Origin of the sequence: Pedobacter caeni, assembly GCF_900129215.1 — a bacterium.
Lineage (GTDB): Bacteria > Bacteroidota > Bacteroidia > Sphingobacteriales > Sphingobacteriaceae > Pedobacter > Pedobacter caeni.
Genome location: NZ_FQUQ01000005.1, coordinates 480,039 through 505,839, shown reverse-complemented (window position 1 = coordinate 505,839; position 25,801 = coordinate 480,039). Strand labels below are relative to the sequence as shown.

Genomic DNA, 25,801 nt, shown 5'->3' with positions numbered 1-25,801 from the left:
TTCTTCAATACAGACATCAACTCAACAATGCATTCAGCTCTTTAATAAAAGCAAACTGCATCTCATTGATGTGTTTTTCGGATTCCTCCATACAAAACCAGCCTGCTTTATCGACCTCATCAAAGGCAACGGTTTTACCTGATTTCGGTGGCCATTCCAGATCAAAAGTATTACAGGTAATTCTTTTTGCGTCCAGATCACCGGCAACGGCCCAACAAAAAACCTCTTTACCGCCCTTCTGCACGATCGGTTGAAGTTCAATAAACTTCCCCTCCGGGCGGTAGCCGGTTTCCTCCTCAAACTCTCTGATCGCCGCATCTAAAGGCAACTCATCAGGTAAAAGTTCCCCTTTGGGCACGGTCCACCATCCAAGGTCTTTGTTGCGGAAGTAAGGGCCACCAGGATGCACAAGAAAAAACTCCAGTCCCTTAGTGGTTTTCCGATACAACAGAATGCCTGCACTTTGCTTTGCCATTTATCCGATCCCTTCTACATTGTTCTTAAGAAAATCATAATACTTTTCTTCTTCGTCATTAAAGAGCTCCTTACCTTCCAGCATATATGCTCTTAAAAGATGTTGCAGCGCGTCTTCTTTTTTATTAATCTCATATAATGCTTCACCGAGACGCAAATGAACAAAGCCACTTTCCTGACCGTCTGGGCAGTTTAATGCATAATAAAAAGCATCTGCTGAGGCCTCATAATCTTCCAGAAACAAGTACATATCACCCATACTTGCATACAGCCAGAATGCGGCTTCCCATTTGGTCTTTGGTTCGGGAACCAATACCAGCGCCTCTTTAAACTTTTCTAATGCGGCAGCATAATCATCCTCATCTACAAATTCATTCCCCTCTTCTGATAAGCTTTCGATCTGCTCATACAATTCATCATCCAGTTCTTCTGGCTCTCCTTGTTTTTGTTCTATGTTGTTGTTTATTTGAAGCTGCTGATGGTCATTCTTTTTTAAAAGTTCAGTGTATTTTTCAGGGCCACTGATGAAAGCCCTACCTGCGGATTTGGTCATCGCCACTGCAAATTTCTCTTTTGCATTTTGCAGATCTCCACTTTCAAACAGGACCTTACCCATGACATACTCCCGTTCACCGTCGTCCAGTCTTTCCAGGTCACAGTGGCTCATAATTTCAGCCCATTTCATCGCTTCGCTATGATTTCCCAGCAGAAGATAACCTTCTGCCAGTCCTTCTGCAAGGTGATAACTGTCATCATATTCTTCTTTAGGAACCGGCAGCATATCCCAGGCTTTCAGATAAGCCTGAACAAATCCCGCATAATCTTCTTCCGCCCAATACCCTTCAGATTCGTCCATTAAACGTTCTAAATTTTTGGCGGTCTTTTTATCTGCGATATCCATATGAACATTATTTCTCACTGACCCTATATACCGCAATTTTGAAAGCACCGGGGTAAAAATGGACTTCATATGGAGGCCTGGCATGGGGCCTGACCAGGTTATTAGCCACAGTCATTTCCGTATAAGGGTGAACTTCAATGGAAAGTCCTTTTTTGATATACCCGTTACCGATAAGCGTATCAATATCAAAAGGTTTGACATGAATACAGCCATGCGACTCCGTAAGGACTATGGGTTGTTTCAACGCCACACGGGCCTCATCTCCGGGAGTGGTATGGATAAAATCGCCCAGAAAACCTTCCTTGCCATCCATTTTCCAGTTTTTATTCCGGTCTACGTAGTATTTAACGGAGACATGCCCGAAATCGTTAAACACCCAGCGATCAGGTACCATAAATTTTTGATAATAGGTCTGGTAGGTGGTTTTTATAAGGGTAGTCAATTCTTTTTCACGACCTTTAAATGTGCCCCAATCGGAGTTGACTTCGCTGAGTTTGATCCAGGAAGCTCCTTTTTTGACCATCACGACATCTCCGAGAAGACGCATTTCGGTACCCCATGCTATGCCAGACCAGCTTTTGTATTTGCCATAACTGACGTGTTTTTCTATTGCCCCAACCACGTAACGTCCGGGAGTGGTAGAGGTCTTGGGATGATTGTCACCGCCCATTACCTGGGAAGTGGGTCCGCCATGCCCATCATATTCCTGTATTTTAGTAAGCTGATAAGATGCCATGGTATTACTTTATTTTAGATTTAACAATTTTTACAGATACGATCTGGTTTTGAGCTTCTTCATAAAAATGTGCAGCACTGATGCTAAGCGAAACTCCTTTTGCTGCCGGGTTAAAATGCTTTTTCAGACTGAGGCTTACCGGAGGAGGATTCTCATGTTGCCGGAAAAGCGGTGGATCCGGATCCAATGGGCCGAAGTGCTCTGTAAGCGCCTTAAAACTGAGCTCCATGCCCAGTGGTCTTGGCAGAGTAACCGTGATCACATCATCCTGTAAGGGATCATTACTCTTATCCATTGTAACGAATACAGTACTGTCTGTAACTTTCTGACCTGGTTTGTAAACACTGATCGGAAAATAGCGTGTAAAGCTGTCCGTTAACGCATGGAAGTGCTGATCATTAAAATTTGCACGGGTGATCCTGCTGGCAGCGCTGTCGATATAAGCGATCAGGTGATCATTAACAGTTTTCGGTACTTCAGAGGATTTCAGCTCTTCAGCGGACTTTGGTGGTGTAGAGGGGGTACAAGCAATTGCTAAAGAAAACATCAGCCCGTATAGGCTGTTGTTCAAAATGGAATTGCATCCCAGGTTTATTTTGGTCGTTTTTTTCATAATTCAAGCGTATCGTTTAGATCACAGCAGAATATTCCAGTAAGATATTAAGTGTAAAGGTAAAAAATTTCACATCACAGCAGGAACTCTAAGCACCTAGCTGACAGAAAGATAAACCGACAATAATCAGTCCAACATTGTCCGTTTAGAAAAAAAAGAAATATGATTAGTTACTTTTTATCAGCAACATCATTTGCTTAACAGATCCAAGATGATAAGCAGCATGAGGAACCAGGGCCAATGTCCCTGTAAACAAAAAATCGTTTGACCAGTCTTCAATTTTGCTGATGGTTTCCCGGACGAGCAGATAAGCATCCAGAAGTCCCTGTTGAAGCTCTTCCCACTCCTCTTCGTTCACCTCGCGGACGGTCCAGCTCTCCGCCCAATCGGCTGAAGGGGTCTTGCCTTTATAAAATTCCATGGCGTAAGATAAGCTCCACCTTAAATGTTCGGTATGGGCAGCAATGGTGCTTCCTCCTTCAACAATTGGTGTAGATGCCTGTTCGGCGCTGATGGTAGCGATCGCAGCAGTAAATCCATGTCCCGGCTTGCGGTCAATGACCCAGGTTTGATCATCGTGGACTCCAATATAAAGTTCTTTTAATAGATCGAGCGTGCTTTTGATTGAATTTTCCATAACATATCGTATTGATAAATAGAACCTTAACTAATCAACATCTCATCCCTAAAAATTGTTTTTACATCGTTTCCCGCTTGGTATGATCAGATACTATTGAGCAACCCTTAAAACCACAGTGGATTCATTTAACGAAAAGTAAGTCTTTCCTTCCTTTTTACTGACCACAAAACTCATCAGCACAGAATACCTTTTTTTCCATTCTTTGACCACAACGGTTCTGGTTTTTGGATTAAAAGTCCAGTAAATGTCTGGGGATGGTTTACTTTCTAATTCTACGGGAACCCCATCGAAAAAGAGGTTACATTCTCCTCTGTTGTTTTCCTTAAATATAAAAGTGGTCTTTAATAAATTTGGTTTAAAGACTTCTAAAGCTTTCTTTTCCATTGCAGAAGCATTTTTAGGAATACTTACTTCCAGCACCTTCCATTTTCCAAGTAAAAATGATTCGGGTTTTTGTGCTTTAGCAAAAATAAAGGTTAGGATAAGTGCGCAGGAGAACAGGTATTTCATAGCGTAAAGCTAATATAAAAGGACTAAATAGAGAATGGGCTGATTTTCAAATTGAAATCAGCCCATTCCTCTCAATTACAAATTAGGCTCAACTCTGATGGGATCGTCTGGACAGCGCCAGCGTAAGCACAATACAGGAGGACCATCGATCGACTCCGAACAAAAAGGGCATTCTTTTAAATCGTCATTTGGTTGGATAGTGCCACCCATAATGTTTTTCATTTGTCCTCTACTAAGAGAAACGTCCGATTTCTTATTCATACAAAAGTTTTTAGTTGGTTGACTTCTACAGTAGTTTACTAAGGTAAAGCGTTGGGGTTAGTCGGTTGGATAGGTCCCAGAGGGTCACAAGCAGTCCAGATGCAATCTTTAGATTGAGGTCCATTCGGAGTCCAGCAAGTCGGGCAAAGTGGTAATTCATCCTTCATTTTGATCGTACCACCCATAATGTTTTTCATTTGTTCTCTACTAAGAGAAGCATTCAATTTCTTATTCATACAAAAATTTTAATTGGTTGACTGCAAATTACATTAATAATTTACAATTAGAAATTAATTTTTTATATACAATAATAAAAATACAAATATCAATTCCACTATATCTAAAAATGACTCCTACTGATTCTGACACCATTAAATTCTTCCCCTAAAAGGCCTGGAATTTGATTTACAGTCCCCTTCCGTAGCACACCATTTACAATCAGAGGCAAATTACTTTCCTCCACCTGGTCAGCACAGGTCAGCACCAGATTCTTCTCTATTCCTTTACTGATCGAACCATCTGAGACCAGGGCATAGTTTACCAGATCCAGATCGAGTGGCCCCGTTCTGAAGTCCCCCTGATGGTCATTAAAGACATTTGTTTCCTGCTCATTATTTTTCAGAATCAGAGCTTCTCCATGTTTCACGAAAGGTCCTTCGCCATGACGCGTATGGTACACCCTGCTCACATAATAGATTGATGTGGAGGAGATGGCATCAGGATGGCTATTGATCAGCTCCAGCGCATTCTTTGAGGTCGTATTGCTCCTGGTTACATGCGGAAAACTTCCGAAGTCCATGTCCAGTAAAACACCCTGTGCACCTTCAAACACATATTGATCCCATTGGGGATCTGCAAATATTTCAGCGGCTGTTCTGAGGTAGAAAGCCTGATCTGAAAGATCCCGGAATTCTTCTAAAAACCCCGTAAAGCGTTCATCTTCTTTATCGTGTTCAAATGCAGAGAAATCCATTCCCAATTCGGCCTCAGCCCTGAGTCTGTAATACTCCCGGATAGATTCCAGCTTTGCTAAAACTTTATGAGGCGCTAACATATGAGCAGCGCTAAGTCTGGGGCCTTCCTCCTGCCTTTGTAAAGTCGTTCCAAATCCTGCTCCGCAGCTGCCATGTCTGGCATTTCCTCTGTACTGCTCCTGCAGGCGGTTATAAAGCACATCGTAATGAGTGGTCAATGCACAGGTCGGATCAATATAAAGCTGAGGCTTTATATTGATCTTTAGCAATGCCTGGTATTCATTAAGTAAAGCAGGTACAGAAAGCGTGCAATATGCAGACCAATACGTTCCTGCTCCCCTGAGTGTTCCTGCACCGAAGCTGGAAAAAACATGGCGTTTACCATCGGCAGTACAAACCGTATGACCTGCCTGTTGCCCACCGTTAAAACGGATCACCAATGGATTTTCAGACTGGGCACAAAGGTAATCAGTGCTCAGTCCTTTCCCCTCATCGCCATATCCTAAACCAATCACAATGTTGGCCGGGCGTTTCACAACTTAAATATTTTGGAGAAAAATCCTTTTTTATCGTCGGTGGTTGCCAGTCCGGTTTTATTGATGTTCAGTAAGGCGCTACCTACGGTTTTTGCGGTGTGCTGGTCAAATGATTTTAACACCTCGTCCAGTCCGGTTCCCTGGATCATGGCAACGGTTGCTGCAATGGTTTCGGCAATTGCATTGTAATCATTCAGGATGATCAGACGTTCACCCAGCATTCCTTTCCAGTAGCCCAAGACCTTTGGATCATCTTTGTAAGAAGCTTCATTGATGTGGATATGAAACACATGGTAACTGCGTTGCACTTCTTCCAGCAACTGCTTATCCGTGAGGGTTACGGCTTCAGGGTATCCCATGATCTGTTCCAGGCGTTGTCTTTCCAGTTGATCCCAGTTCGACTCATCGCCTATGGTAAACAGGAAGCCCTTCTGCCCTCTTTTTTCAAAGCAGTCGCAGCTGGTATGTCTGGCTGCAAAGAGCCAGGCCAGGAGGTAAGATTCTTTATTTTGTCCGCCGCCGCCACCTTCAAGATAGATTTCGGTCAGCCATTTATCCAGCTCATCTGTTCCGCTTTCAAACTGACCGATTTGTAAAGGATAACGGTCTGTCAGGTGATCCCCTATGCCTCCGAAAAGGATCTGAGGGTGTTCGATGCCATGATTGATCAGCGTGTTCATTAAGGAACCCAGCTTCTCGCGGACCAGCACCTCCGGGATCCTGCCCATACTTCCGGTTACGTCCAGAAATACGGCAATGGATAGGGAGTCCGGGTGAATATCTGAATCCCTGCTTTCTCTATATTTAACTCCTGCAGGCAGCATTTTATCTGATGCCATTCCGGTTCTGTTATTTGCAAAAATATCATCCACACTTGAATTGGTGCGGCTGTCTTTCAGATAGCTATAAGCATCATCAGACCATCTTGTGTATCCCATAATTAAATATTTAAATGATGAAACATTGGTTTTCCAAAAAGTTGGAGTAATAGTTTTTTAAAGTCCTGATAAGCCTGAAAGCTGGAATAATGAGGGGCAATCAGGAAGTCTATCAATTGTTCATTGACGGTTTTCTTCAGGACAATTCCATTGCCTGAGCGGTCTCCCATGGCATAAATCGCTGTTCGTTGTGCCAGACTGGTATCCAGGTACTGGATGGCTTTCTTTTGCTTGAACACCACTGCAGGATACCAGTTCAGGTATTTTCCCGACAAGCTTTCCGGTTTGGTGTCCAGTTTGCACATGTGGTAGAAAGACATGCAGACAATACCATGAGTTTCAGGAACGATAAACACGGATTCGGGGTTGATCCCAAGGTGTCCGTAGCCCATCTGGTGCATCCAGGAGATCAGTTCATACATCCGGTTTAAAATCCAGTTGGTATGCTCAGGTTTCAGTTGCAACTCAGTGAGCGGCAATGTCCTCGACTCCGTAGTGACGAGTAAAGATCCATCTTTAAAGCTCATGCTTTGCGGCAGGTACTTTTTAAAGTGGTTCAGGCTCTCATCTTTCAGATTCATCAGCAACTGATAATTCTGATAAGAACGCTGCAGCAGCTCCGGATCACCAGTAAACAAAACCTCGTTTTCTGTCAGGAATTTAAAGGACCCTCCATCATCTTCGCCTTGCTGGTATTTTTCCATCTCCTTGCGGTAGCTGTTAATTCTGGCTATGGCATCCCCTGCCAATGGTAAAGTACATACATCAGGATGCAGTAACTTTACCATTGCTGAATACTCCTTTTTATAATTTCGGATGCTCAGGATTTCTTCTGCTTTAGCAGAGCTGAGGATTTTCCGGAGGAGGAGTTGCGCTTCCATGATTTCTAGAGTTGGGCCACAGCTACCTGTTCCTGTACGTTGATCAGTGTTCTGATCTCTTCCAGACTGGTTTCTTTGATCAGTTTTCCATCGCGGTATACCACCTGAAGTAAAGATGCTGCTTCTTCTGCAGGAGTACACTGATCTTTAGTTTCGTAAGTATCCCCATCTTTGATCAGGCACAGCATTCCTTTCAGTGATTTCTTTTTATGATCAGTGATCGGATCTTTTTCAATCTCTCTTGGTTCTCCGTTAACTTCCACATAAGTGGCTTTGATGGCAAAACCCAGGGTATCACGACTGTGGTTTCTTAAGATCCCACCTACACCGATCACTAAGTTGCTGGCTGCATAGCCCATATTTTTAAGGCGTTCCAGGGTTCTCAGGTACCTTTCGATGTACATGCCATCACCATAGATCAGGCCTACTTTAGGGTTTAATATTTTATATCCTTTGCTGTTTAGCGTAGAACCAAATTTCTCATCTAACAAGCGGATGGCACCTTTCCATTCGTTGCTTCCTTCTTCTGCCTCAGGGTTACCGCAGATGATGTATTCCGGATTTCCGCTGTCTGGTCTGAAGACTACTTTTCCGTCTCTTTTCAGGATGTCTTCTTTCAGGGTTTCTGCAAATTCAGTCAGCACTTTGTACACATCAAAAGTATCGGATACGATGGAGACAATTCCTGTAGGATACAGTTCCAGCATGTGACGGAAAGCACCGATCTCATCTTCTCTTCCGAAAGAGCACATCACACTGTGTTCACTTGCAGGAACAGAAAGCAGGATTGGAGGGCCCTGAATGTCTGCATTGTAATATTCTACCGCACAAGGTAAGGCAGGCACATTGTCACTTCCCAGGAAAGACAGCAAATGGGCTACCCCACTGATCGCTGCTCCTTCTTCTGAAGCATCTCCGCGGTAGCCGAAATCATGAACCTGAAAAGCTTTGGCTGCTTCCATTTCGATCTCGTCTGTTTCGTTGAAATAGCGGGTCACGATTTTACGGTACTCATGACTGCAGGTGGCTACGGTAATCGTGTACCAGAGTTTCAGTAATAAGCTTTCCATAAATCCAACTACCCAGTAGAAATCAGGATGGGTATTGGTGATCGTCATCAGCACGTTTCTAACCGGCATGATCGTTCCTTCTTCTACCGCTTTAATTTCTACTGGCAAATACCCCAGCTGACAAAGCGCCCTGATTTTGCTTTCGATCTCCGGAGAATTGCTGCCCAGGATCAGTTTGCGGTAAGTCAGGAATTCCTCGCCCATTTCCGGAGTGATCGGCTCAGATAAATATTGTTTGATATAATATTGAAGTCCGAAGAAAACGGTTTGATCAAAGTTTTTATCGCTGCGTGCGGTAAGGTAAGAATATACTTTATTGCAACCTGGAGCATATTGTTCCATGTGGCCCATTTTGTAAACGTCGGTTTGAAGAAGGATATTTTTCATCGTGTTAGATTTTAAGTTAAATTGGATTACAATTCGATCAGGTCGGCCAGCGGAATTCTGCTGATCAGGTCTGAGCTGTCGTTTTTAATAGAGTCTGTGGTATAGATATGGTCAACCCAGTCTACCAGTTCTGCTTCTCCATGAGACATGATGCCATGGGAAACGATCAGGCTGACTTTACCTGCGTTGCGTTTTTTAAGTTCTTTGGCCACTCCTACAAAGGTGGCACCACCATCACAGATATCATCGATGATGAAACAGTCTTTGCCGCCCAGGTCGTCCTGATCAACGGTGATCTGTTTGATCTTTCCATTGCTCACATCTCTGACCTTGTTGCAAAGGATGATGTCATTGTGGTAAGCCAGGGCTTCGGCCAGTTTATAGATCTTTTTAAGAGCACCTGCATCAGGAGATACCAGAAGGTAATCGGCATGACTGCTCAGCACTTGTTTCGCCAGGCTATAATTGGTGATCAGTTCGCAGTTGTCCAGTAAGGCAAGAGAAACTTCTGAGTGTACATCAAATACATATACTTTTTCAAAGTTGCAGCTGTTGATCAGGTTGCACATCACCTTGATGGATAGTGGCTCTCCTCCTACCATCACCCTGTCCTGACGGGCATAAGGAAGGTAAGGAATGAATACACTGATGCTTTTACTGCCGTTCCTGCGTAATGCATCTGCAGCGAGTAACAACTTCATCACTTCGTTGGAATCGTTCAGTCTGGCAGAAATCAAAACTTCTTCTGCACGGTCCTGTAATTTGATGTGTACTTCGCCTCCGCTAAATAAAAAGCTGTTGCTTTCTATCTCTTCCAGTGAAGAATCGAAGGGCTTGAATCCGGTTGATAAATTTAATACTTTCATATCTATTTGCGTTATGATGACACAAATTAAAGTCTTTATTTTTTCTTATGCAAATTAATTTGTGTTTATTTTACACAAATTAATTTTAAAATCCATAACATACTGATACTAAAGGAGTTTATTAAGATCAAAACCATTGACTTTAAGTTGTTTATATTTTTCACTATCGAAGGAATACAGATTCCCCGGTCGGCCGGCCCCTACTGATGGTGCCTTTTCATCGAGTTCAATAACCAGACCTAAAGACATCACTTTACGTTTAAAGTTTCTCCTGTCGATGTTATGTCCTAATAATTTCATGTAAAGCTGCTCCAGATCGGAGAAGACAAATTTGGCATCAAGGAGCTCAAAACCGATGGGTTCGTAGGTGATCTTTGCCCTTAACCGGGCGATGGCCTTACCTACGATGTCCTGATGGTCGAATGCCAGTGTGGGCAGGTCATAAATATTGAACCATGCGGCTTCGGAAGCATCTGTGGAAGCAAACAGGCTGAAATCAGCCGATTTAACAAGTCCGAAGTAAGCCACAGAGATGATGCGGGTTCTGGGATCGCGGTCTGGTTTGCCAAAAGTAAAAAGTTGTTCGAGGTACTTGATGGACACCCCTGCTTCTTCCTGCAGCTCTCTCGCTACGGCTGCTTCCAGGCTTTCCTCATTATGCACAAATCCACCAGGTAATGCCCATTGGCCAATGAAAGGTTCGATCTTTCTTTTGATCAGCAGCACGGAGATCCCGTTTTCCTGATTGTAACCAAAAACAATGGCATCAACACTAACTTTTATATCTTGTTTAATGGCAGGCGTAGTTTTATTCATTTGTAGAGATAGCTTGCTACAAAGTAATAACATTAATCGGGGAATTGGAAAAGAAGAAAAAAACAGTAGTCAATAACCATAAATCCCTGTAAGCAGGTAAAGGTCTATGTTTCTTATATAATTGAGAAAGATCGAGTACGCAGTTTTACCGCACCCTTGCAGCGGCGGTAAGTGGCCCAGTCGAAGTTAAAATTAAATCAGACTGTCACTTCAGATGGTCTGATTTTTTATAGTATTTTTTCTTTTTCTACAGGAGTATTGAGTTTTATTAAATTACCTGTTTCATCATAAAAATTATAACGTTCAAACTGACAATCTTCCAATTTATAGTTTTCTCCATTAATTATAGAAAAATGCTCCCCATTTTTAATTTCACCCATATCCAGATTAAGTATTGATACACCTTTTTCAATCTGTTGCCTCCATCCAATTAAATCTTTGGAGTATGACAATCCATAGAAATATCTATCATCTGGAGTAATTATAATGAAATTTTCACTTAAAACACCTCCATTTTTGGGGATTAAAGGCGAATTAGCAGAAGCAACTATGTTGACAAAATTATCTTTTGTAATTTTTCCATTACTACTTTGAATATAAATGTATTTATACTCTCTAAAATCAAATTCTTCTTTTCCGGGAAGAAGCACGTTTTCTATTTTCATAATAATTAAGGTATTATTTCAAATCTTACATTAGTAATGCCATTGCGTCCCAGATTAAGATTTTCGTAAGCTAAATTTATCAATGCCTCATATCCTTCAGCCTCTTGTCCAACTTTGGCATTCCTTGAAACAAACGGACTTTCAATACAATCAACCCGTAAATATAAATATTTAAGTTCCTTGGACAACCTTCTTGCCAATGTAGTCCCCCCGTTCCCGGTAATCCAGCAGTTCGCAGTGGCTGGACTTAAGGCTGATCGAGTACTTGAAGAACAGCATATTAGTCTTAGAAATTACGTTGGGGCAAAGCACTACCCGGGTAAATTGCGACTAATTCGTTATTTGGACAGCACAACCGGCAAAGAATACCTGTTTCTGACCAATAATTTCAATTGGAAGGCCAAAACTATGACGGACATCTTCCTTTTTATATTACAAATCAGCAGCATGAAAATACTCAGATCAGCATATTTGACGGATAATAGGAGCCTTGATTTTTTAGTAAGAAGACAAAACTCGGTTTAATCATCGTAAAAAATCACCTTCTTTGAGTATCAAAAATGTTTTGGACAGCTCTGATCGTATTTAGACCTGGCGGCTAGAATTATTAATAATATATAATTATATTCGTTTGACTAATTTTATTCTATTATTTAAAACATTACCATAATTACCGTCCTATGAATGAGCAAAAAAATTACATCGTTGTGCCTTTTCCTGAAATTGAAAGCCGGTTTGGTTTAAACATTCAAGACTACAGTTCCGGACTATATTTAGCTAATAACCCAACAGATTCCGCAGTATATGAGGATCCGGCAACAAATACATTTGCAGTGTATGAAGGTGATGTTATGATGGACGAATTAGACCTGACTGTTTTGGGGCATGGATTGGATCAGCCTCAAAACAGGGCAATTCTGGTGATAGGAAACCTCCATGTCAATCGTCATATCAATATGTACGGAACAGATGCCGGATATCCGATATGCCTGTATGTGACCGGAAATTTAACGGCAGAAAATGTGGTAATCAGCTCCTTATCAGATATCGTTGTACTAGGCAATATTGAGGTAAAAAAAGCTTTTTATGCCGTAAATACGGAATGTGGACGCATTGCCTGTGCTGGAAACTTTGCGGCAGCACATGCATATATAGCATCTTTTGGCTTAACCGTTAAGGGCAATTTAAATCTCCCTGATTTTAATTATTACGTTAATCTGAGCAGAGAAGATATCGATACCTCACTGGAAGACCTGGGCATAGATATTGGCAATTTAGGCGATACTGAACCTATTGCCTGCGGAGAGAGTGGCATTAAATATTTTGAATTAATGGAGGATATTGAAAACGGCGATCTCGATTTTGATGATCTGGATGAAGACGAAATGGGCAAGGTGGATGCGCTTTATAAGGAGAATTTCGTTTTTAAACCTCATCACTATTCCAAACACAATGAGTTTGATGTATCGAATAAGGTGTATAAAGAAATACTAAAGGGAGAGGATATTTTCGGATAATCCATGATACTCCAAAACACAAAGGCCGTCTTCATTATGCATGAAGACGGCCTCTTATTTTATATAATATTACTATTATCGCTTAAACAGGAGTAGCCTGATCAGTATCTGAATTAGCAGGCGGAACAATCACTACCGGAGGAACCACAACCGGTGCCTCTGGCTCATTCGTTCCCTTTAAATAGTTAGGCAGGTTTAAACCAGCCATATTAAACAGGTCGTTTAATGGCGGAACGGTTTTCATCATGCCTGAAACAAAGTTTGCAGTCGAAGAATTTCCATTCTCATTATTGCCACTACCAGAATCCCATACCGTAATCTTGTCGATTTTAATGTTTTTAACCGCTTCTACCTGCGTTCTTACCAATTCCGGTAGTTTCTCTAATAACAACAGCTGGAAGGCCTGCGTAGGATCTCCTCCGGCAGCTTCCACCACGAGTTTATATCCTTCGGCCTGTTTGGTCAGGATTTCATATAAACCTTTTGCTTCGGCTTCCATTTTTGCATAGATCGCATCGGCCTCCCCTTTCGCATTCTCTCTGATTGTTTCCGCATCTGCCTGTGCCTGAATAATTGTTCTTTGTTTAGCAATTTCAGCAGGGATCACGATATTGGCAATCTGGGTAGAGCGTTCGCGTTCAGAACGGGCGAGCTCCGCTTTTTGCTCTGCCAGGTAGGCGGCTTCCAACGCCTGTGCCTGCTGAACCTTTTCTGCTGAAACGGCAATTTTTAAGGATTCCGCTTCTTTCTCACGACGCAAGGCATCAGAGCTGGCAATGTTTATTTTTGCCTGATTCTCTCCCTGAACTGCCAGGGAATTGGCTTCCGACATTTTGATACGGCTGTCTCTGTCTGCTTCAGCTTTACCGATTTTTTCATCTTTAGCTGCAGCAGCAATGCTGATCTCTCTGTCTTTTTGGGTAATTGCAATCTTCACATCGCGTTCACGTTGTGTTTCTGCAATCTGAACATCTTTCTCACGGTCGGCAATTGCTTTACCTGTTTCCCCGATTTTTGTTTGTTCTGCAACGCTGATCAAAGCTTCGTTGATTGCTTTTGCTGCAGCTTCTTTACCTAGTGCTTCTATATATCCGGATTCATCTTTGATATCCGTAACATTCACGTTGATCAGTTTAAGACCGATCTTTTTAAGCTCTGCATCCACATTTTTAGAGATATTATCTAAAAACTTATCACGGTCGGAGTTGATCTCCTCGATCGTCATCGTGGCCACCACCAAACGCAGCTGACCAAAAAGAATGTCCTTAGCAAGCTCCTGAATATCACCTGGTGTCATTCCCAATAAACGTTCAGCAGCATTGTTCATGCTGTCGCTTTCTGTAGAAATGGCAATGGTAAAACGACAAGGTACATCGACCCTGATGTTCTGACGGCTCAGGGCATTCATCAGATTGGCTTCAATGGAAATGGGTTTAAGATCCAGGTAAGCAAAATCCTGAATTACCGGCCATACAAAAGCACCACCACCATGAATACATTTTGCGGAGGTCCCTCCGGTTTTACCATAGATCACCAGAATTTTATCGGATGGACATCTTTTGTAGCGGGCAATTAAGGCGGAAATGCTGACGAAAAGTACAACAACAAGGACGAGAATAATGGTTAAAGGAGACTGTAATACGTTTTCCATGTTAAATTTTAGCTACTAGTACGAGGTTTTGAGTTTGTATGTTAGTGATGATCACGGTAGATCCGCTTTCGATTAATTCTCCATCGGTAAGGGCATCAATCTCCCGGAATGAACCATTGATACTGATCTGGATCTTGCCTGTCCCCTTCCTTTCGGCAGGGATGCGAAGGTACACGGTAGCCTTCTTTTTCAGGGTGCTTTCAATTTTAAAGGTGTTGTCTTCTCCAAGCTTTTGAAGTTGTTTGATGATGACAAAAAACAACATCACGAACCCTACCCCCACAATAACACATAGGGTAAGCAGCAAAGTTTTATTTTCTATCAACCGATAAAAAGAAATACCCGTCCAGCTTAAACCTAGAAGAAAATTGATCAGGTTCCGGAAAGAGAACAATTGAAAAGGGGCATCAGGATGATCGATATTGCCATCAAAATCAGTATCTACCCCATCAGCGCCATCAAAGCCCATAAAGGTCATGACACTTTGAACAGCGAAAACCAAGCTTACAGGGATGGCGATGAACCAAAGGGTTCTGAGAAAAGGTTCTAGAGCGTTGAAATAATCCATTTGTGTAAAAATAGTATTTTTTTACACAAATGGAAATTTTAGATCATACAAAGATTACTGGAAGAACGAAGGGGGTTAATGATCAATAAAGCTTCCAGCCTCAGGATGAAAAATTAATCTCTTAAATGAATCGCATTGTTCAACATCACCATCAAAGGGCGTTTAGCAGCATGGTTATCGTCGATATACAGGGAGATCACTTCTGTATTCACTTTGCTATTTAAAGCTTTCGCTATTTTAATGATTCCGTACTTGAAGTTGGGGAGCCCGTTTTTCCGGTCAAAACCACTAAATCTGATCGTATCCGCGACAATGGAATAAGTCCCCATTACTCTGCTCCCTCCGGAACAGGTACTCCTGTAAATAAAATGTTTATTCTCTTTAAGCTTAAGCACACTCATCCCATGCGATGAATCCTCTGTTCTGGCAATCAGCACATTTCTACTTCTGACTTTTTTAAGGTTCAAAAAGCCGAAGGAACTCCATACCGTAAAAAACAAAGTGAAGGTCATGGTCCCTATTAAGAACAACCGTGACTTACTCCAGGAGGACTCCCGGAACAACCTTTTGACCTGAAACAGGAGGCTAATCAAAAGAACAATGAATACAATAATCAATAAGCTTGCGTAAGCAACGAAAAGCAAGGGAAGTTCGTGTTTCTTAAAGAAATCATCCAGCCAATAATTTCCACAAACCAGTAGAAAGAAAACAATGGTGGAAATGAACAGACTTTTATTTTTCATATGGCATTGATTTAAAACAAACTGATGATCCAGGCAAGCACGTACCAAAGGATCACGACAAGTATAATAAAGATGGTAAACAGCACTCCCAAAGCCAGAAAGATGGTATTCTTACCACTCCCCTGGTGTTTTCCCTCATGGTAATACTCTTCCATGAGTTTCATATTCTTCGTATTGGATTTGAAGAAGAAATCCCAAATCTGACCGATCCCCGGAATAGCACCAATAGTGGCATCAAGAAAAATATTAAGACACATCAACACCACGATTTTACTCGTTAAGCCCTTGCTGGACATGGCCAGAACCAAACCACCGGAAATGATAAAGCCGGCAAAATCCCCCGCGAAAGGAATCAGGTTGAGTATCGGGTCCAGTCCGAAGCGGAATTTCGTTCCCGGAACACGAAACTGTTCGTCCATAAGGTAAGAGAGTTTCCTTACCGTCCTGATGGTAGGTGTATCGGGAATTTCCTGCTGATGCTGGGTGGTGATTCTTGACATTTTAGTAAAAACGCAATCTTTAGTAAAATGTTTTACGAACTAAAAAATATCCTGTTTTGTCACAAAATTGATAATCATTTCTGCCTGATGGCATCGATCACATCAGTTAGCATTTCATTGAATTCATCCGGGTGCTCCAGCATCGGATAATGACAGGTACCAGTGATTTCCCTTAACTCAAAGCCATTGACTGCATTTTTTTGCAAGGCTTCAATATTGGTGGGCGAATTGTTTACATTGATCAGGTAAAGCTTCAGTTTTAATTGAGGAAGTAAGTCATTTTCTACAAGATCGATTTTAAAAAATTCAGGCATAGTGGCCTGCCCCATCGGCTCATAAGCATTCCTAAAATCTCCAACAACCCGGTTTGTGAGCTCTGCCGGAGTTTCAGGACCAAGCAAGCCTGTTCTCGCATATTGTTCGTTTGTTGCGGCAAAATCTTTCTTCAGATTTTCAAGAATGCTCCCAACCTGTTTCTGAAATTCTTCGGGCAATGGGCTTCCTGCATTTTTAAAATTATCAACACCAACAAAGCCAATGATGGGATCCGGGAATTTTGTTGCAGCAATCAGATTAAGGTCTCCCCCTAAGGAATGGCCAATCAGAATCACCTTTTCCAGATGGTTGTGCTTAATTAAGGCAATGATATCATCTGCAAGCCCTGCAATAGACCATTCGTGGCGTGTCCTGCCAGATTTGCCATGACCGGCAAGGTCCATCGTGACTACAGTATAATCACGCTTAAAGAAATCAATCTGCTCCGACCAGTATGACTGGTCGATATAATGACCATGTACAAATAATAAAGTGATTTCTCCTTTGCCATAGATATGATAGTTTATGACAGTTCCATTATTCTCAAATTCTCTCATTTTCAATAGGTTATAAATAGACTATCTATCTAACACCCTGGGTATGACTTCTGTTTTGTTTAAATAACCTAATCTTGTTTTACGGATTGAATTTTTTCGCATCTTGCAAAAAAAACAACGATGCAAAATTCCACTACCACCGATTACAAACACAGGAAATTTATAGAACGGGTAGTTGAATTCGAAGTCGTCTGGGGACTAAAATCAGATTTTGGTTGGGTATCTTCACCATCTAACGATGAAGCGGCACTTGATGTTCTTCCTTTTTGGTCCGACCGGGCATATGCCAGGCTTCTTGCCAAAGAAGAATGGCAGAATTATCAACCCACAGAAATTCCGTTGGCTTATTTTCTGGAACATTGGTTACCAGGAATGTTTAAAGACGAAGTTCTTGCCGGAACCAATTGGGATGCCAGCCTGAACGGAAAGGAATGTCACCCATTGAAACTGGCATTGGAGCTGATAAACCATTTAAAATCAACAAACAAACACCTGATTTTAAACGGAGCCGGGAGTTTAACAGCGCTTGAAAGTCAACTGAAGAAGGACCTTAAAGGAAAGTTTGCATTGCAATCCTACATGACTATCGAAGAACTCATTACTTCGGTGCGTAGAAAAGAAGACGAAAACGTAAACTATGCGGTATACGGAATATACGGCCAACCATTAGTTCCGGGCACGAAGCTCTTTATCGACTTCCCCATAGAAGTGAACGAAAGCGATCAGGAAATTTATCCTGAGGCTGCCAGAAAAGAAAACCTTGATATGATTTACTCCGCAGAGTTGCTGCAGGATGTCATAAACAGTGTATTGGATCAGAAACGTGATGCGACATTTGAGGAATTTATCAAAGCATTGATTCATTACGATGTGCACGATGATTTTCTGGATTTATAGCGCCATATTGACCTGCACAAGCGACTCTATGCAAACGTTTGCGCTTTAATACACACTGTTGCATTGTAATGCAAATATTACAACCAGTTTTTCTAATATATCTACCTATTTAATAGAGTTTTAAGCAGGAAATCGGATGTGTTTATACCTAAAATATCCGGAATACCATCCCCTATTCCTTACAAAGGCCTAAAAAGATGGATAAATACCCATTAAATCAATATCAAACGTTTGCGCAATAGTCATTCTCATGATTATCAACTAAATATCTTAGATTGGATCTAATCAACCAAACGCAATAAACCACCAATCTAAATCCTCTCCTATGAACTCCATTCAAATTTTCCGATTTCTCTTTCAGTGCTTTCTGCCTGAGATCTTCATTTTCAAGAAAAAAGTTCCGGTATTAATTTATATCCATACCAGACCTAAGCGCTAAACCAACCAAATCTTACATACCACCACCATGAAGAAAATTCTATTATTTCTTTGGGGCATCCTTGTGCCCTCAATTTTGGCTGCGCAAATTAAAAAGCCGGCAGAAAAGGATTTCCGGATCCTCAATACCAACAAAGAGTTCAAACCTGAAAAAGGCTTTGAATCAGATCAGAAAACCATCCTCCTGGATCAGAAAAAAGGAAGGATGAAGTATAACAAAGGCCAGTATTTTCTGGTTCAGTTTGAAGAACTTCCTGATGCAGCAAAAAAGCAAAAACTAAAAGACCTTGGCATCAGGCTTCTGGATTATGTTCCCAATTACTCCTACTATGCTCATTTTAAGAAGGAACTCAACTCAGAGCAGTTTCCTGCTTTAGGGATAAGAACGGTCTTGCCCATTGATGAAGGCTTCAAACTATCAGAAAGTCTGTTCCGCGACAAGATCCCTCAGCACGCCAGAAAAGGAAACGAGATAGAAGTGGAAGTGGTATTTTATGATGAAGCAGATCTTGCACTAGCCGAAACCGATATTCTTAAAGCAGGGAGCATTCAATCTAAAGGCAAAAGCTGGATCATCAGGATCGCTCAGAACAAGCTGAAGAGATTGGCAGCCATTAAAGAGATCAAGTTCATTTCCCCGGTAGAAGACAAACCTAAACCGGAAGTAGATGGGCCTGGTGATATCTTCAGCAATAACATTGGCCGTTCGAACTATATCAACAGCGGTTATAACGGAATGAATTACAACGGAGCAGGTGTCAATGTACACATCCGTGAAAATGATTTCCTTCAGGACATTGATATGCAGGGCAGGATGATTCCGGGTTCGGTAAATGTGAATCCAGGAGGTCACTCCTGGAGTGTTTCCAAACGGATGGGAAGTGCTGGAAACTACGACCCTAAGGACCAGTCCAATGCCTGGGGATCGAACTTTTATGTGGTAAGCGGTCAGAATACCTATACCAATTATGATGACCCCAATAAGAAAATCAGGGTAACCAATATGTCTTATGGCTGGGGTGCTGATGCCAATTATGGTTCTTTATCCAATGAACACGACAATTACATCCGCACCAGACCGGAAGCCATGCTGGTTTACTCCTCCGGAAATAGTGGAGACATTGTTCCGATAGGTGGTAAATACAACGGCATCCCGGGTTGGGGTAACCTCACCGGAAGTGCCAAACATGCAAAAAACCTGCTGACCATCAGTGGAACGGATTATGATGATAATTTCCTGGACTGGACCAATAAAGGGCCTGCTTATGATGGCAGAATCAAACCAGATATGACCATTGAAGGCTCAGGAGGAACCTCATATGCAGCACCTAAGGTTTCCGGTATTTTTGCAATGTTACATCAGGCTTATAAAGCAGAAACACAGGCGGCAACCGCCCCTTCTGCGTTAATCAAAGCCATCCTCCTGAATACTGCCGACGACATCTATAATCCCGGGATTGATTTTAAAACAGGCTTTGGACGGCCAAATGTACGCCGGGCCTTTAAAACCATCCAGGGGAGAAATTTCAGCACCGGGCAGCTGGCTAACGGGGAATCAAAGAACACCACTATTGATGTACCAGCAGGGACCAGTCAGGTAAGAATCATGTTGTATTGGCATGATTACGAAGCGACACCAGGAGCAGCAAAATCCCTGGTGAATGACCTTGACCTGAGTGTTACAGATCCTTCAGCCAATACCTTCCTTCCATGGGGATTGGATACAGCGGCAAATGCAGTGAGTCTGAACTCGCTGCCTACCAGAAAGGTGGATCATATCAATAACGTAGAACAGGTAACGATAGACAATCCTGTTGCAGGGACTTACACGCTGAATCTCAATGGAAGCCTGATCCCGCAGGGACCTCAGGAATACTACATCGTTTATGAATTTGTAAAAGATGAAGTCCTGATGGCTTATCCCCTGGGAGGCGAATCCATGGGTCCTGGTAAATCCGAATACATCCGCTGGGATGCCTATGGCGTTCCGGGAACATTTAACCTGGATTATTCTGCGGATAACGGAACAACCTGGACTTCAATTGCCAGTAATATTGCAGCCAGTAAACGGCAGTTCAAATGGACTGTTCCTAACCTGTCTTCCAAAATAAAGATCAGGGTAAAAAGAGCGGCACAGGAAAGTGTGGTGAATGATGTAAATGTACTTGCCGCACCGGAAGGATTAGAAGTGGTCTGGGCAGGCAGCAGTTCTTTGCAGTTATCCTGGAGAAAGTCAGGCACGGCTGTTCAATATGAAGTCTTCAAACTGGGAGAAAAGTATATGGAATCCGCAGGGCTGACTAGCGATACGACCCTTGTTCTGAATGCTTCAGATCCTGGCAAACAGGAATGGTATGCAGTAAGGTCCATTGGCGCAAATGGTTTACAAGGCTTAAGGAGCAATAGTATCCCTAAAGAAACCGGTTTACAGAACTTCAAAAACCTGATTACCGGAACAGCATTTAATATCCGTAAAAATGGGGCCTTACTTACAGGAAAGGTCAACGCATTGGGAGGAACGCTGACGAATGTCGTGTTTGAATATGGTCCAACAATAGCCTATGGTTCACAAACCAATGTGCCCGGATCTTTTTCCGGTGCTAACCTCAATGTGGTTCAGCAGGAAGTTCCCTTTGCCATGAAATCCGGAGAAGTATGGCATTACCGGCTTAAAGCCAGTGCCAATGGTACGGATGTTTTTGGGGAAGACCATACTTTCCAGCCAGCACCGGGCAGCTCAGTCGCTTTCAGTGGAACAGGTACGGAGTTCATCACCCTGGGAAACAATTCAGCCATCAATGGCACGAAAGCCAGAACAATCGAACTTTGGGCAAAGGCCGATGCTTTTAATGATGGCGGTGTATTTGCTACCGGAATCACCGGCACAAACCTCGGAGAATTCAGTCTGAGAACCACTACCACAGATAACCTCTGGAGAGCCAATTTCTGGAATTCCAGTAAAGACTTTACTTTGCCAAACAGTAAAGGCGAATGGCATCATTATGCCCTTGTGTTTGATGGAACAAACATCAGTTTTTATTACGATGGTGAGCAAAAACTGGCCCCTACTCCACTTGCTTTAAACACAACAAACGGGTTGGTAAGACTGGGATTATGGAATAGTGGTCCGAGCAATAAGTATTTTAAAGGAGAAATAGACGAGGTGAAGGTCTGGAGCAGAGCGCTAAGCTCATTCGAGATCAAACAAGGTTTCCATCACCCTGTGCAGGGAAATGAAGCCGGCCTGGTCTATTATACAAATTTCGACAATTCAGAACCTGAGGTGTACGACATTGTCAGCAAAAAAGAAGTGACGCTAACCGGAACTCCTTTACGCATCAAAACGGCTTATCCATTTGGTGGCGGAGTTTCGCAGGCAAAATCAGAAGTTGCAGGCAGTTCAGTTTATGGCAATGGGGTCAATGTTACTGCCTTTTACAATGCCGTAACTCCGGTAATTGCAGGCTTTTCCAAAATAGACTTTAGCTCTCCTGCATTTAATGACTTCTCCCCTTCTGCAGTAAAAATTGGCAATGAGTATTGGGTAGGAAACCGTTTCAACACGAATGCCAACCTGAATATGAACCTGACCTTTAGCAGTACCGAAGATCTGACCGCAGCGGATCAGCTCAATCCGGAGAAAATCCTGGTCATGAGCAGACCTGCCTATGGAAGTGCAAAATGGCAGTTCAGCGGTCCGGCATCTGCAGTGGATGAGGTCAACAATACCATTACCGTGAATAACTTAAATGCCTATTCACAATATTTCTTTATCAAAGACAGCACCCCTTTTCTCCTGAGTAATGTGGATTCACTTGTGTTCAGTGATGCCAGGGCTGGTTCAAAGACAAGAGCAGAAAGTTTCCTTCTGTCCGGAACGAATCTTTCCGCAACGGCCATTCAGGTAAAAGCCCCGGAAGGTTATGAGCTTTCACTGGACAACCTCAGTTTTGTGGATGCCGGTTCCTTCCTTACCCTTAATCCTGTAAACGGAACCGTTAAAGACGTTAAGATCTATGCACGTTTTAGTCCGTCAGCAGCTCAGCAGTATACCGGAACAATCAAGATCAGTGCAGGGACTCAGTTGTTGTCGGAAGTAAAATTAAATCAGAAAGGAATTAAAGCTGATGTGATCGCCGGAAAAGCGATGAGTTTTGACGGAAACGGGGATTACCTGGAGATTCAGGAACTCAACTGGCAGCCAAAAGTATTTACCATTGAATGGTGGCACAAGGCCAAATCATTTAAAAACTATAACCAGTCGATCGGTAATGGATGGGGATCATTCCTGCTCCATTCTGATAATACCGGAGGTGTGAATATCGGCGTAGCCAACAATGCGGCTTCCAGATTATTGATCACTGATGCTTTTAAAGACGTAAATACCTGGCATCATTATGCGTATACCTTTAATAATGGAGTAGCAAAAATCTACAGAGATGGGAAACTGGCAGACAGCAAAACAGCTTCTTCCCTCCCTCCTATGTGGAATAGCTTTAGAATAGGCTCATCAGATGGGAATTCCATTGATGGAGAGATTGAAGAATTCCGGATGTGGTCTGTGGAGAAAACACAACAACAGGTTCGTGAAGGCATGCACCTGACTTCGGTAGGAAATGAGCCTGGCTTAAAAGTATACCTGCAGTTTCAGGATGCAGCAACAGGGGTTTCTGAACTTTCAGACAATGGCTATAAAGTAACGCTGAATGGCAATGCCACAAGGGTGATCTCCAATGCTCCTGTAGCCGCCGGAATTAGCGAAAGCAAGCAAATTACCGCTGCCGGGACAAGTGACTTTCCAATCGCAGGATTAAGCCTTCAGTTCTCAGAAAGTGGCACAAATCCAAATGGAGAAGTAGTGGTAAGTCGTTTAAGATCCATTCCAAACGAAAACACTGTTCCTTCCGTATTGGATAGTACCTATTGGGTGATTAACAATTACGGAAGCAACCTTGCCCCTACGGGATTGACCGGACTCAGCCTGAAAAATGTACAGTCGGGCTCGTCTGCACAAAGTTTATACCGGTTGAACAGTCGCGCTTTCAATGCCTTCGGACCTGCATGGAATTCTTTCGCAAGTATGGTAGGCCCGATGAGCGATCCGTTGAGCTTCAGCATAAGTCCAACTGGTACCGGCATCTCATTCGGACAATTGGCACTTCATAAAATCGGTGATTTTGAACCTGTGGAAACACTTGCCGGAAAAGCATACCAGTTTGATGGCACTGCCGGAATGATGAAAATAACCGGGTTAAACTGGAAACCGACCGCTTTTACTGTTGAATACTGGTTAAATCCGGCTTCGGCGAAATCATGGAACCAGTCTGTCGGGAATGGTTGGGGAAGCTTCCTCATTCATGCGGATAGTGACAACATCCTGAATCTGGGGGTGGCCAACAATACCGCCTCAAGGATTAGCGTTCCGGGAGTCTTTAATACCTTGAATGTTTGGCATCATATCGCCTTTACCTACGACAATGGTCTGGCAAAATGTTATGTTGATGGTCAGTTATCAGGTTCAAAACCTGCTTCAACAGCTCCTCCGCTTTGGGATAGCTTTAATATCGGAAGTATGGACGGCAATACCCTCGACGGAAAAATGGATGAGTTCAGGATCTGGTCTACAGCCCGTACCGCACAGGAAATTCAGGAAAATATGCACCTGACCCTTAGCGGCAATGAATCCGGCCTGAAGGTTTATTTACAGGGACAGGGGAATGCAGGTGCAGGTCAGCTCATCGACGTATCCCCTAACCACTATATCGTTGAGGCAACAGGAAATGTGCAACGCGACATTTCTTCTGCTCCGGTAGCCAATGGAATAAGTCAGACTTTGGTCGTAAATGCTGCCGGGAAGTATGATTTTGACCTCACCGGACTCGCCCTGAACTATGGTTCAACAGGAACTTATCCTAAAGGAAATGTGGTGATCAGCAAACTGAACAGCCTACCTTTCAGTCCTGTTGAAAACACGACGTCTCTGGATTCAAAATACTGGATCATCAGAAATTATGGCGATGCTGAAGCCAGTGCCATTGAGAGCGCCGAATTATCTGGTGTTGCCAATAGCAGCATCAACCTAAGCCTGTACAAGCGTGCTTTCAATCAAAACGGAGGCTGGAATACACGCTCGATAGGTGCCAGTCAAACAGGCTTTACTTCTTTTACTGCCGGAACTACTGATTTCAGGAATAGTCAGGTCATGATCGACAGCAAAGCCAATTCTGCACCGGCTATTGCCTTCAGTGCACCGGCAAACAATGCAAACTATAAAACCACAGATTCGATAAAAATTACAGGAATGGCTTCTGATCCGGATGGTAATGCACCTTTGGTGGAGCTATATAACGGGGCCGCAAAGCTCATCTCCTTAGCAGGATCATCAGCTTTCAGTTATACACTTGAGCCTCTTCCTGCAGGGACTTATCAACTGGTTGCGAAAGCCGTTGACAATGCTGGCTTAGTGGCTACAGATACGGTATCCATTTCCGTTAAAACCAATGTGCTGCCGGTAGTCGCTTTAATCTCGCCAGAACAAAACACCAGTTATGACACTGCTCAACCCATTCTTATCCAATCGGAAGCGACAGACAGTGACGGAACTATTGCGCTTGTTGAATTCTACGATGGCGCGGTAAAAATCGGAGAAAGCACCACTGCTCCTTTTCAGATGAGCTGGACCGGGGCAACGGTTGGTGTTCATCAGCTTACCGCAAAAGCGAAAGACAATAATGGCGGAGAAAGTAGTTCAGCAGTGCTTACGCTGGAAATTGTACCGGTAAATATGGCACCGGCAATTGCCATCGTCAGTCCTGAAAACGGAAGCCTTTTTAATCCAAACAAAAAAGTAAGCATCACTGCACAGGCCACAGATGCGGATGGCTCAGTTGCAAAGGTGGAGTTCTTTGAAAGGTCTGCCAAAATTGCCAGCATTTTGACTGCACCATATACCTTTAAATGGCAGCCAAAAGATGCGGGCACTTATTATATCTCTGCTATCGCTACAGATAATAAGGGCTTGACAACCACCTCGGGTACGATCATTATAAATCTGGAGAAAAAGAAAGATGCCATACAGGCATCCAACATCATTACGCCAAACGGAGATGGCAGAAATGACAAATGGATCATTGAAGACATTTCGAATTTCCCGAATAATAAAGTGAGCATTTTCACGAAGACGGGGCAGATTGTATTTAGCACCAGGAGCTATTCCAATGATTCTAATTATTGGGAAGGCTTATTTAATGGAAGCCCATTGAGAGAAGATACTTATTTCTATTCGATTGATCTGGGAACGAACAAACCTTATACAGGTTTCATCACCTTGATCAGGTAAGCTAATTC

22 protein-coding genes are annotated in these 25,801 nt (G+C 42.8%); 3 read left to right on the top strand and 19 right to left on the bottom strand.

From position 1 onward, the window contains the following. Window positions 1–16 precede the first annotated feature (16 nt). The 14 genes from BUC20_RS26100 to BUC20_RS26035 all read right to left on the bottom strand — a co-directional run bounded on the left by BUC20_RS26100 (window position 17) and on the right by BUC20_RS26035 (window position 11,268). Window positions 17–475 (bottom strand): NUDIX hydrolase, encoded by a 459-nt coding sequence (locus BUC20_RS26100; protein WP_073235112.1) that lies wholly within the window; start codon window positions 473–475, stop codon window positions 17–19. Then, window positions 476–1,375 carry a tetratricopeptide repeat protein gene (locus BUC20_RS34130; RefSeq protein WP_200801038.1) on the bottom strand — a complete coding sequence of 300 codons (900 nt, stop codon included), beginning with the start codon at window positions 1,373–1,375 and terminating at the stop codon, window positions 476–478. It abuts the gene before it with no gap. 7 nt (window positions 1,376–1,382) lie between these two features. Beyond that, window positions 1,383–2,111, bottom strand: a complete 729-nt coding sequence (locus BUC20_RS26090) for a hypothetical protein (protein WP_073235109.1) — start codon at window positions 2,109–2,111, stop codon at window positions 1,383–1,385. A 4-nt stretch (window positions 2,112–2,115) separates the two neighbouring features. Further along, a complete protein-coding gene (locus BUC20_RS26085; RefSeq protein ID WP_073235107.1) occupies window positions 2,116–2,724 on the bottom strand; it encodes a hypothetical protein in 609 nt (202 codons plus the stop codon). 166 nt (window positions 2,725–2,890) lie between these two features. Beyond that, window positions 2,891–3,361, bottom strand: coding sequence for a DinB family protein (locus tag BUC20_RS26080; protein WP_073235105.1), 471 nt, complete (start codon window positions 3,359–3,361; stop codon window positions 2,891–2,893). A 93-nt stretch (window positions 3,362–3,454) separates the two neighbouring features. After that, window positions 3,455–3,874 (bottom strand): hypothetical protein, encoded by a 420-nt coding sequence (locus BUC20_RS26075; protein ID WP_073235103.1) that lies wholly within the window; start codon window positions 3,872–3,874, stop codon window positions 3,455–3,457. A gap of 299 nt (window positions 3,875–4,173) precedes the next feature. Then, window positions 4,174–4,332 carry a hypothetical protein gene (locus tag BUC20_RS33980; protein ID WP_159441164.1) on the bottom strand — a complete coding sequence of 53 codons (159 nt, stop codon included), beginning with the start codon at window positions 4,330–4,332 and terminating at the stop codon, window positions 4,174–4,176. 143 nt (window positions 4,333–4,475) lie between these two features. Next, window positions 4,476–5,645, bottom strand: coding sequence for an adenylosuccinate synthetase (locus BUC20_RS26065; RefSeq protein ID WP_073235098.1), 1,170 nt, complete (start codon window positions 5,643–5,645; stop codon window positions 4,476–4,478). Next, window positions 5,642–6,583, bottom strand: coding sequence for a hypothetical protein (locus tag BUC20_RS26060; RefSeq protein WP_073235095.1), 942 nt, complete (start codon window positions 6,581–6,583; stop codon window positions 5,642–5,644). The genes BUC20_RS26065 and BUC20_RS26060 overlap by 4 nt, the downstream gene beginning before the upstream one ends. Window positions 6,584–6,585: 2 nt before the next feature. Further along, window positions 6,586–7,464, bottom strand: coding sequence for a hypothetical protein (locus BUC20_RS26055; RefSeq protein WP_073235092.1), 879 nt, complete (start codon window positions 7,462–7,464; stop codon window positions 6,586–6,588). 5 nt (window positions 7,465–7,469) lie between these two features. Beyond that, window positions 7,470–8,921, bottom strand: coding sequence for a nicotinate phosphoribosyltransferase (locus BUC20_RS26050; RefSeq protein ID WP_073235089.1), 1,452 nt, complete (start codon window positions 8,919–8,921; stop codon window positions 7,470–7,472). Between the two features lie 26 nt (window positions 8,922–8,947). Then, complete coding sequence (gene prs, locus BUC20_RS26045; protein ID WP_073235086.1) at window positions 8,948–9,787, bottom strand: ribose-phosphate diphosphokinase; 840 nt, start codon at window positions 9,785–9,787, stop codon at window positions 8,948–8,950. Window positions 9,788–9,895: 108 nt separating this feature from the next. After that, on the bottom strand, window positions 9,896–10,603 hold the full coding sequence (locus tag BUC20_RS26040) for an NUDIX hydrolase (protein ID WP_073235083.1): 708 nt from the start codon (window positions 10,601–10,603) through the stop codon (window positions 9,896–9,898). Window positions 10,604–10,830: 227 nt separating this feature from the next. Then, entirely contained in the window at window positions 10,831–11,268 is a 438-nt protein-coding gene (locus tag BUC20_RS26035; protein ID WP_073235081.1) for a hypothetical protein, read from the bottom strand. Between the two features lie 680 nt (window positions 11,269–11,948). On the opposite strand from BUC20_RS26035, the gene BUC20_RS26025 reads away from it, so the two are divergent. Next, window positions 11,949–12,785, top strand: coding sequence for a hypothetical protein (locus BUC20_RS26025; RefSeq protein ID WP_073235075.1), 837 nt, complete (start codon window positions 11,949–11,951; stop codon window positions 12,783–12,785). A gap of 82 nt (window positions 12,786–12,867) precedes the next feature. On the opposite strand, the gene BUC20_RS26020 is transcribed toward BUC20_RS26025, so the two are convergent. The 5 genes from BUC20_RS26020 to BUC20_RS26000 form a co-directional block, all read right to left on the bottom strand. Further along, window positions 12,868–14,436 carry a flotillin family protein gene (locus BUC20_RS26020; protein WP_073235072.1) on the bottom strand — a complete coding sequence of 523 codons (1,569 nt, stop codon included), beginning with the start codon at window positions 14,434–14,436 and terminating at the stop codon, window positions 12,868–12,870. Between the two features lies 1 nt (window position 14,437). Continuing rightward, entirely contained in the window at window positions 14,438–15,004 is a 567-nt protein-coding gene (locus BUC20_RS26015; protein ID WP_073235069.1) for a serine protease, read from the bottom strand. Between the two features lie 113 nt (window positions 15,005–15,117). Beyond that, window positions 15,118–15,747: a hypothetical protein gene (locus BUC20_RS26010; RefSeq protein ID WP_073235066.1), complete on the bottom strand. Its 630-nt coding sequence runs from the start codon at window positions 15,745–15,747 to the stop codon at window positions 15,118–15,120. 11 nt (window positions 15,748–15,758) lie between these two features. Further along, window positions 15,759–16,247: a DUF4112 domain-containing protein gene (locus BUC20_RS26005; protein WP_073235063.1), complete on the bottom strand. Its 489-nt coding sequence runs from the start codon at window positions 16,245–16,247 to the stop codon at window positions 15,759–15,761. Between the two features lie 74 nt (window positions 16,248–16,321). Next, complete coding sequence (locus tag BUC20_RS26000) at window positions 16,322–17,119, bottom strand: alpha/beta fold hydrolase (RefSeq protein WP_073235060.1); 798 nt, start codon at window positions 17,117–17,119, stop codon at window positions 16,322–16,324. A 120-nt stretch (window positions 17,120–17,239) separates the two neighbouring features. Here BUC20_RS26000 and BUC20_RS25995 point away from each other — a divergent pair, with 120 nt between their 5' ends. Both BUC20_RS25995 and BUC20_RS25990 read left to right on the top strand, forming a co-directional pair. After that, a complete protein-coding gene (locus BUC20_RS25995; protein WP_073235057.1) occupies window positions 17,240–18,016 on the top strand; it encodes a DUF2750 domain-containing protein in 777 nt (258 codons plus the stop codon). A 466-nt stretch (window positions 18,017–18,482) separates the two neighbouring features. After that, entirely contained in the window at window positions 18,483–25,793 is a 7,311-nt protein-coding gene (locus tag BUC20_RS25990) for a LamG-like jellyroll fold domain-containing protein (protein WP_073235055.1), read from the top strand. The last annotated feature ends 8 nt before the right edge of the window (window positions 25,794–25,801 follow it).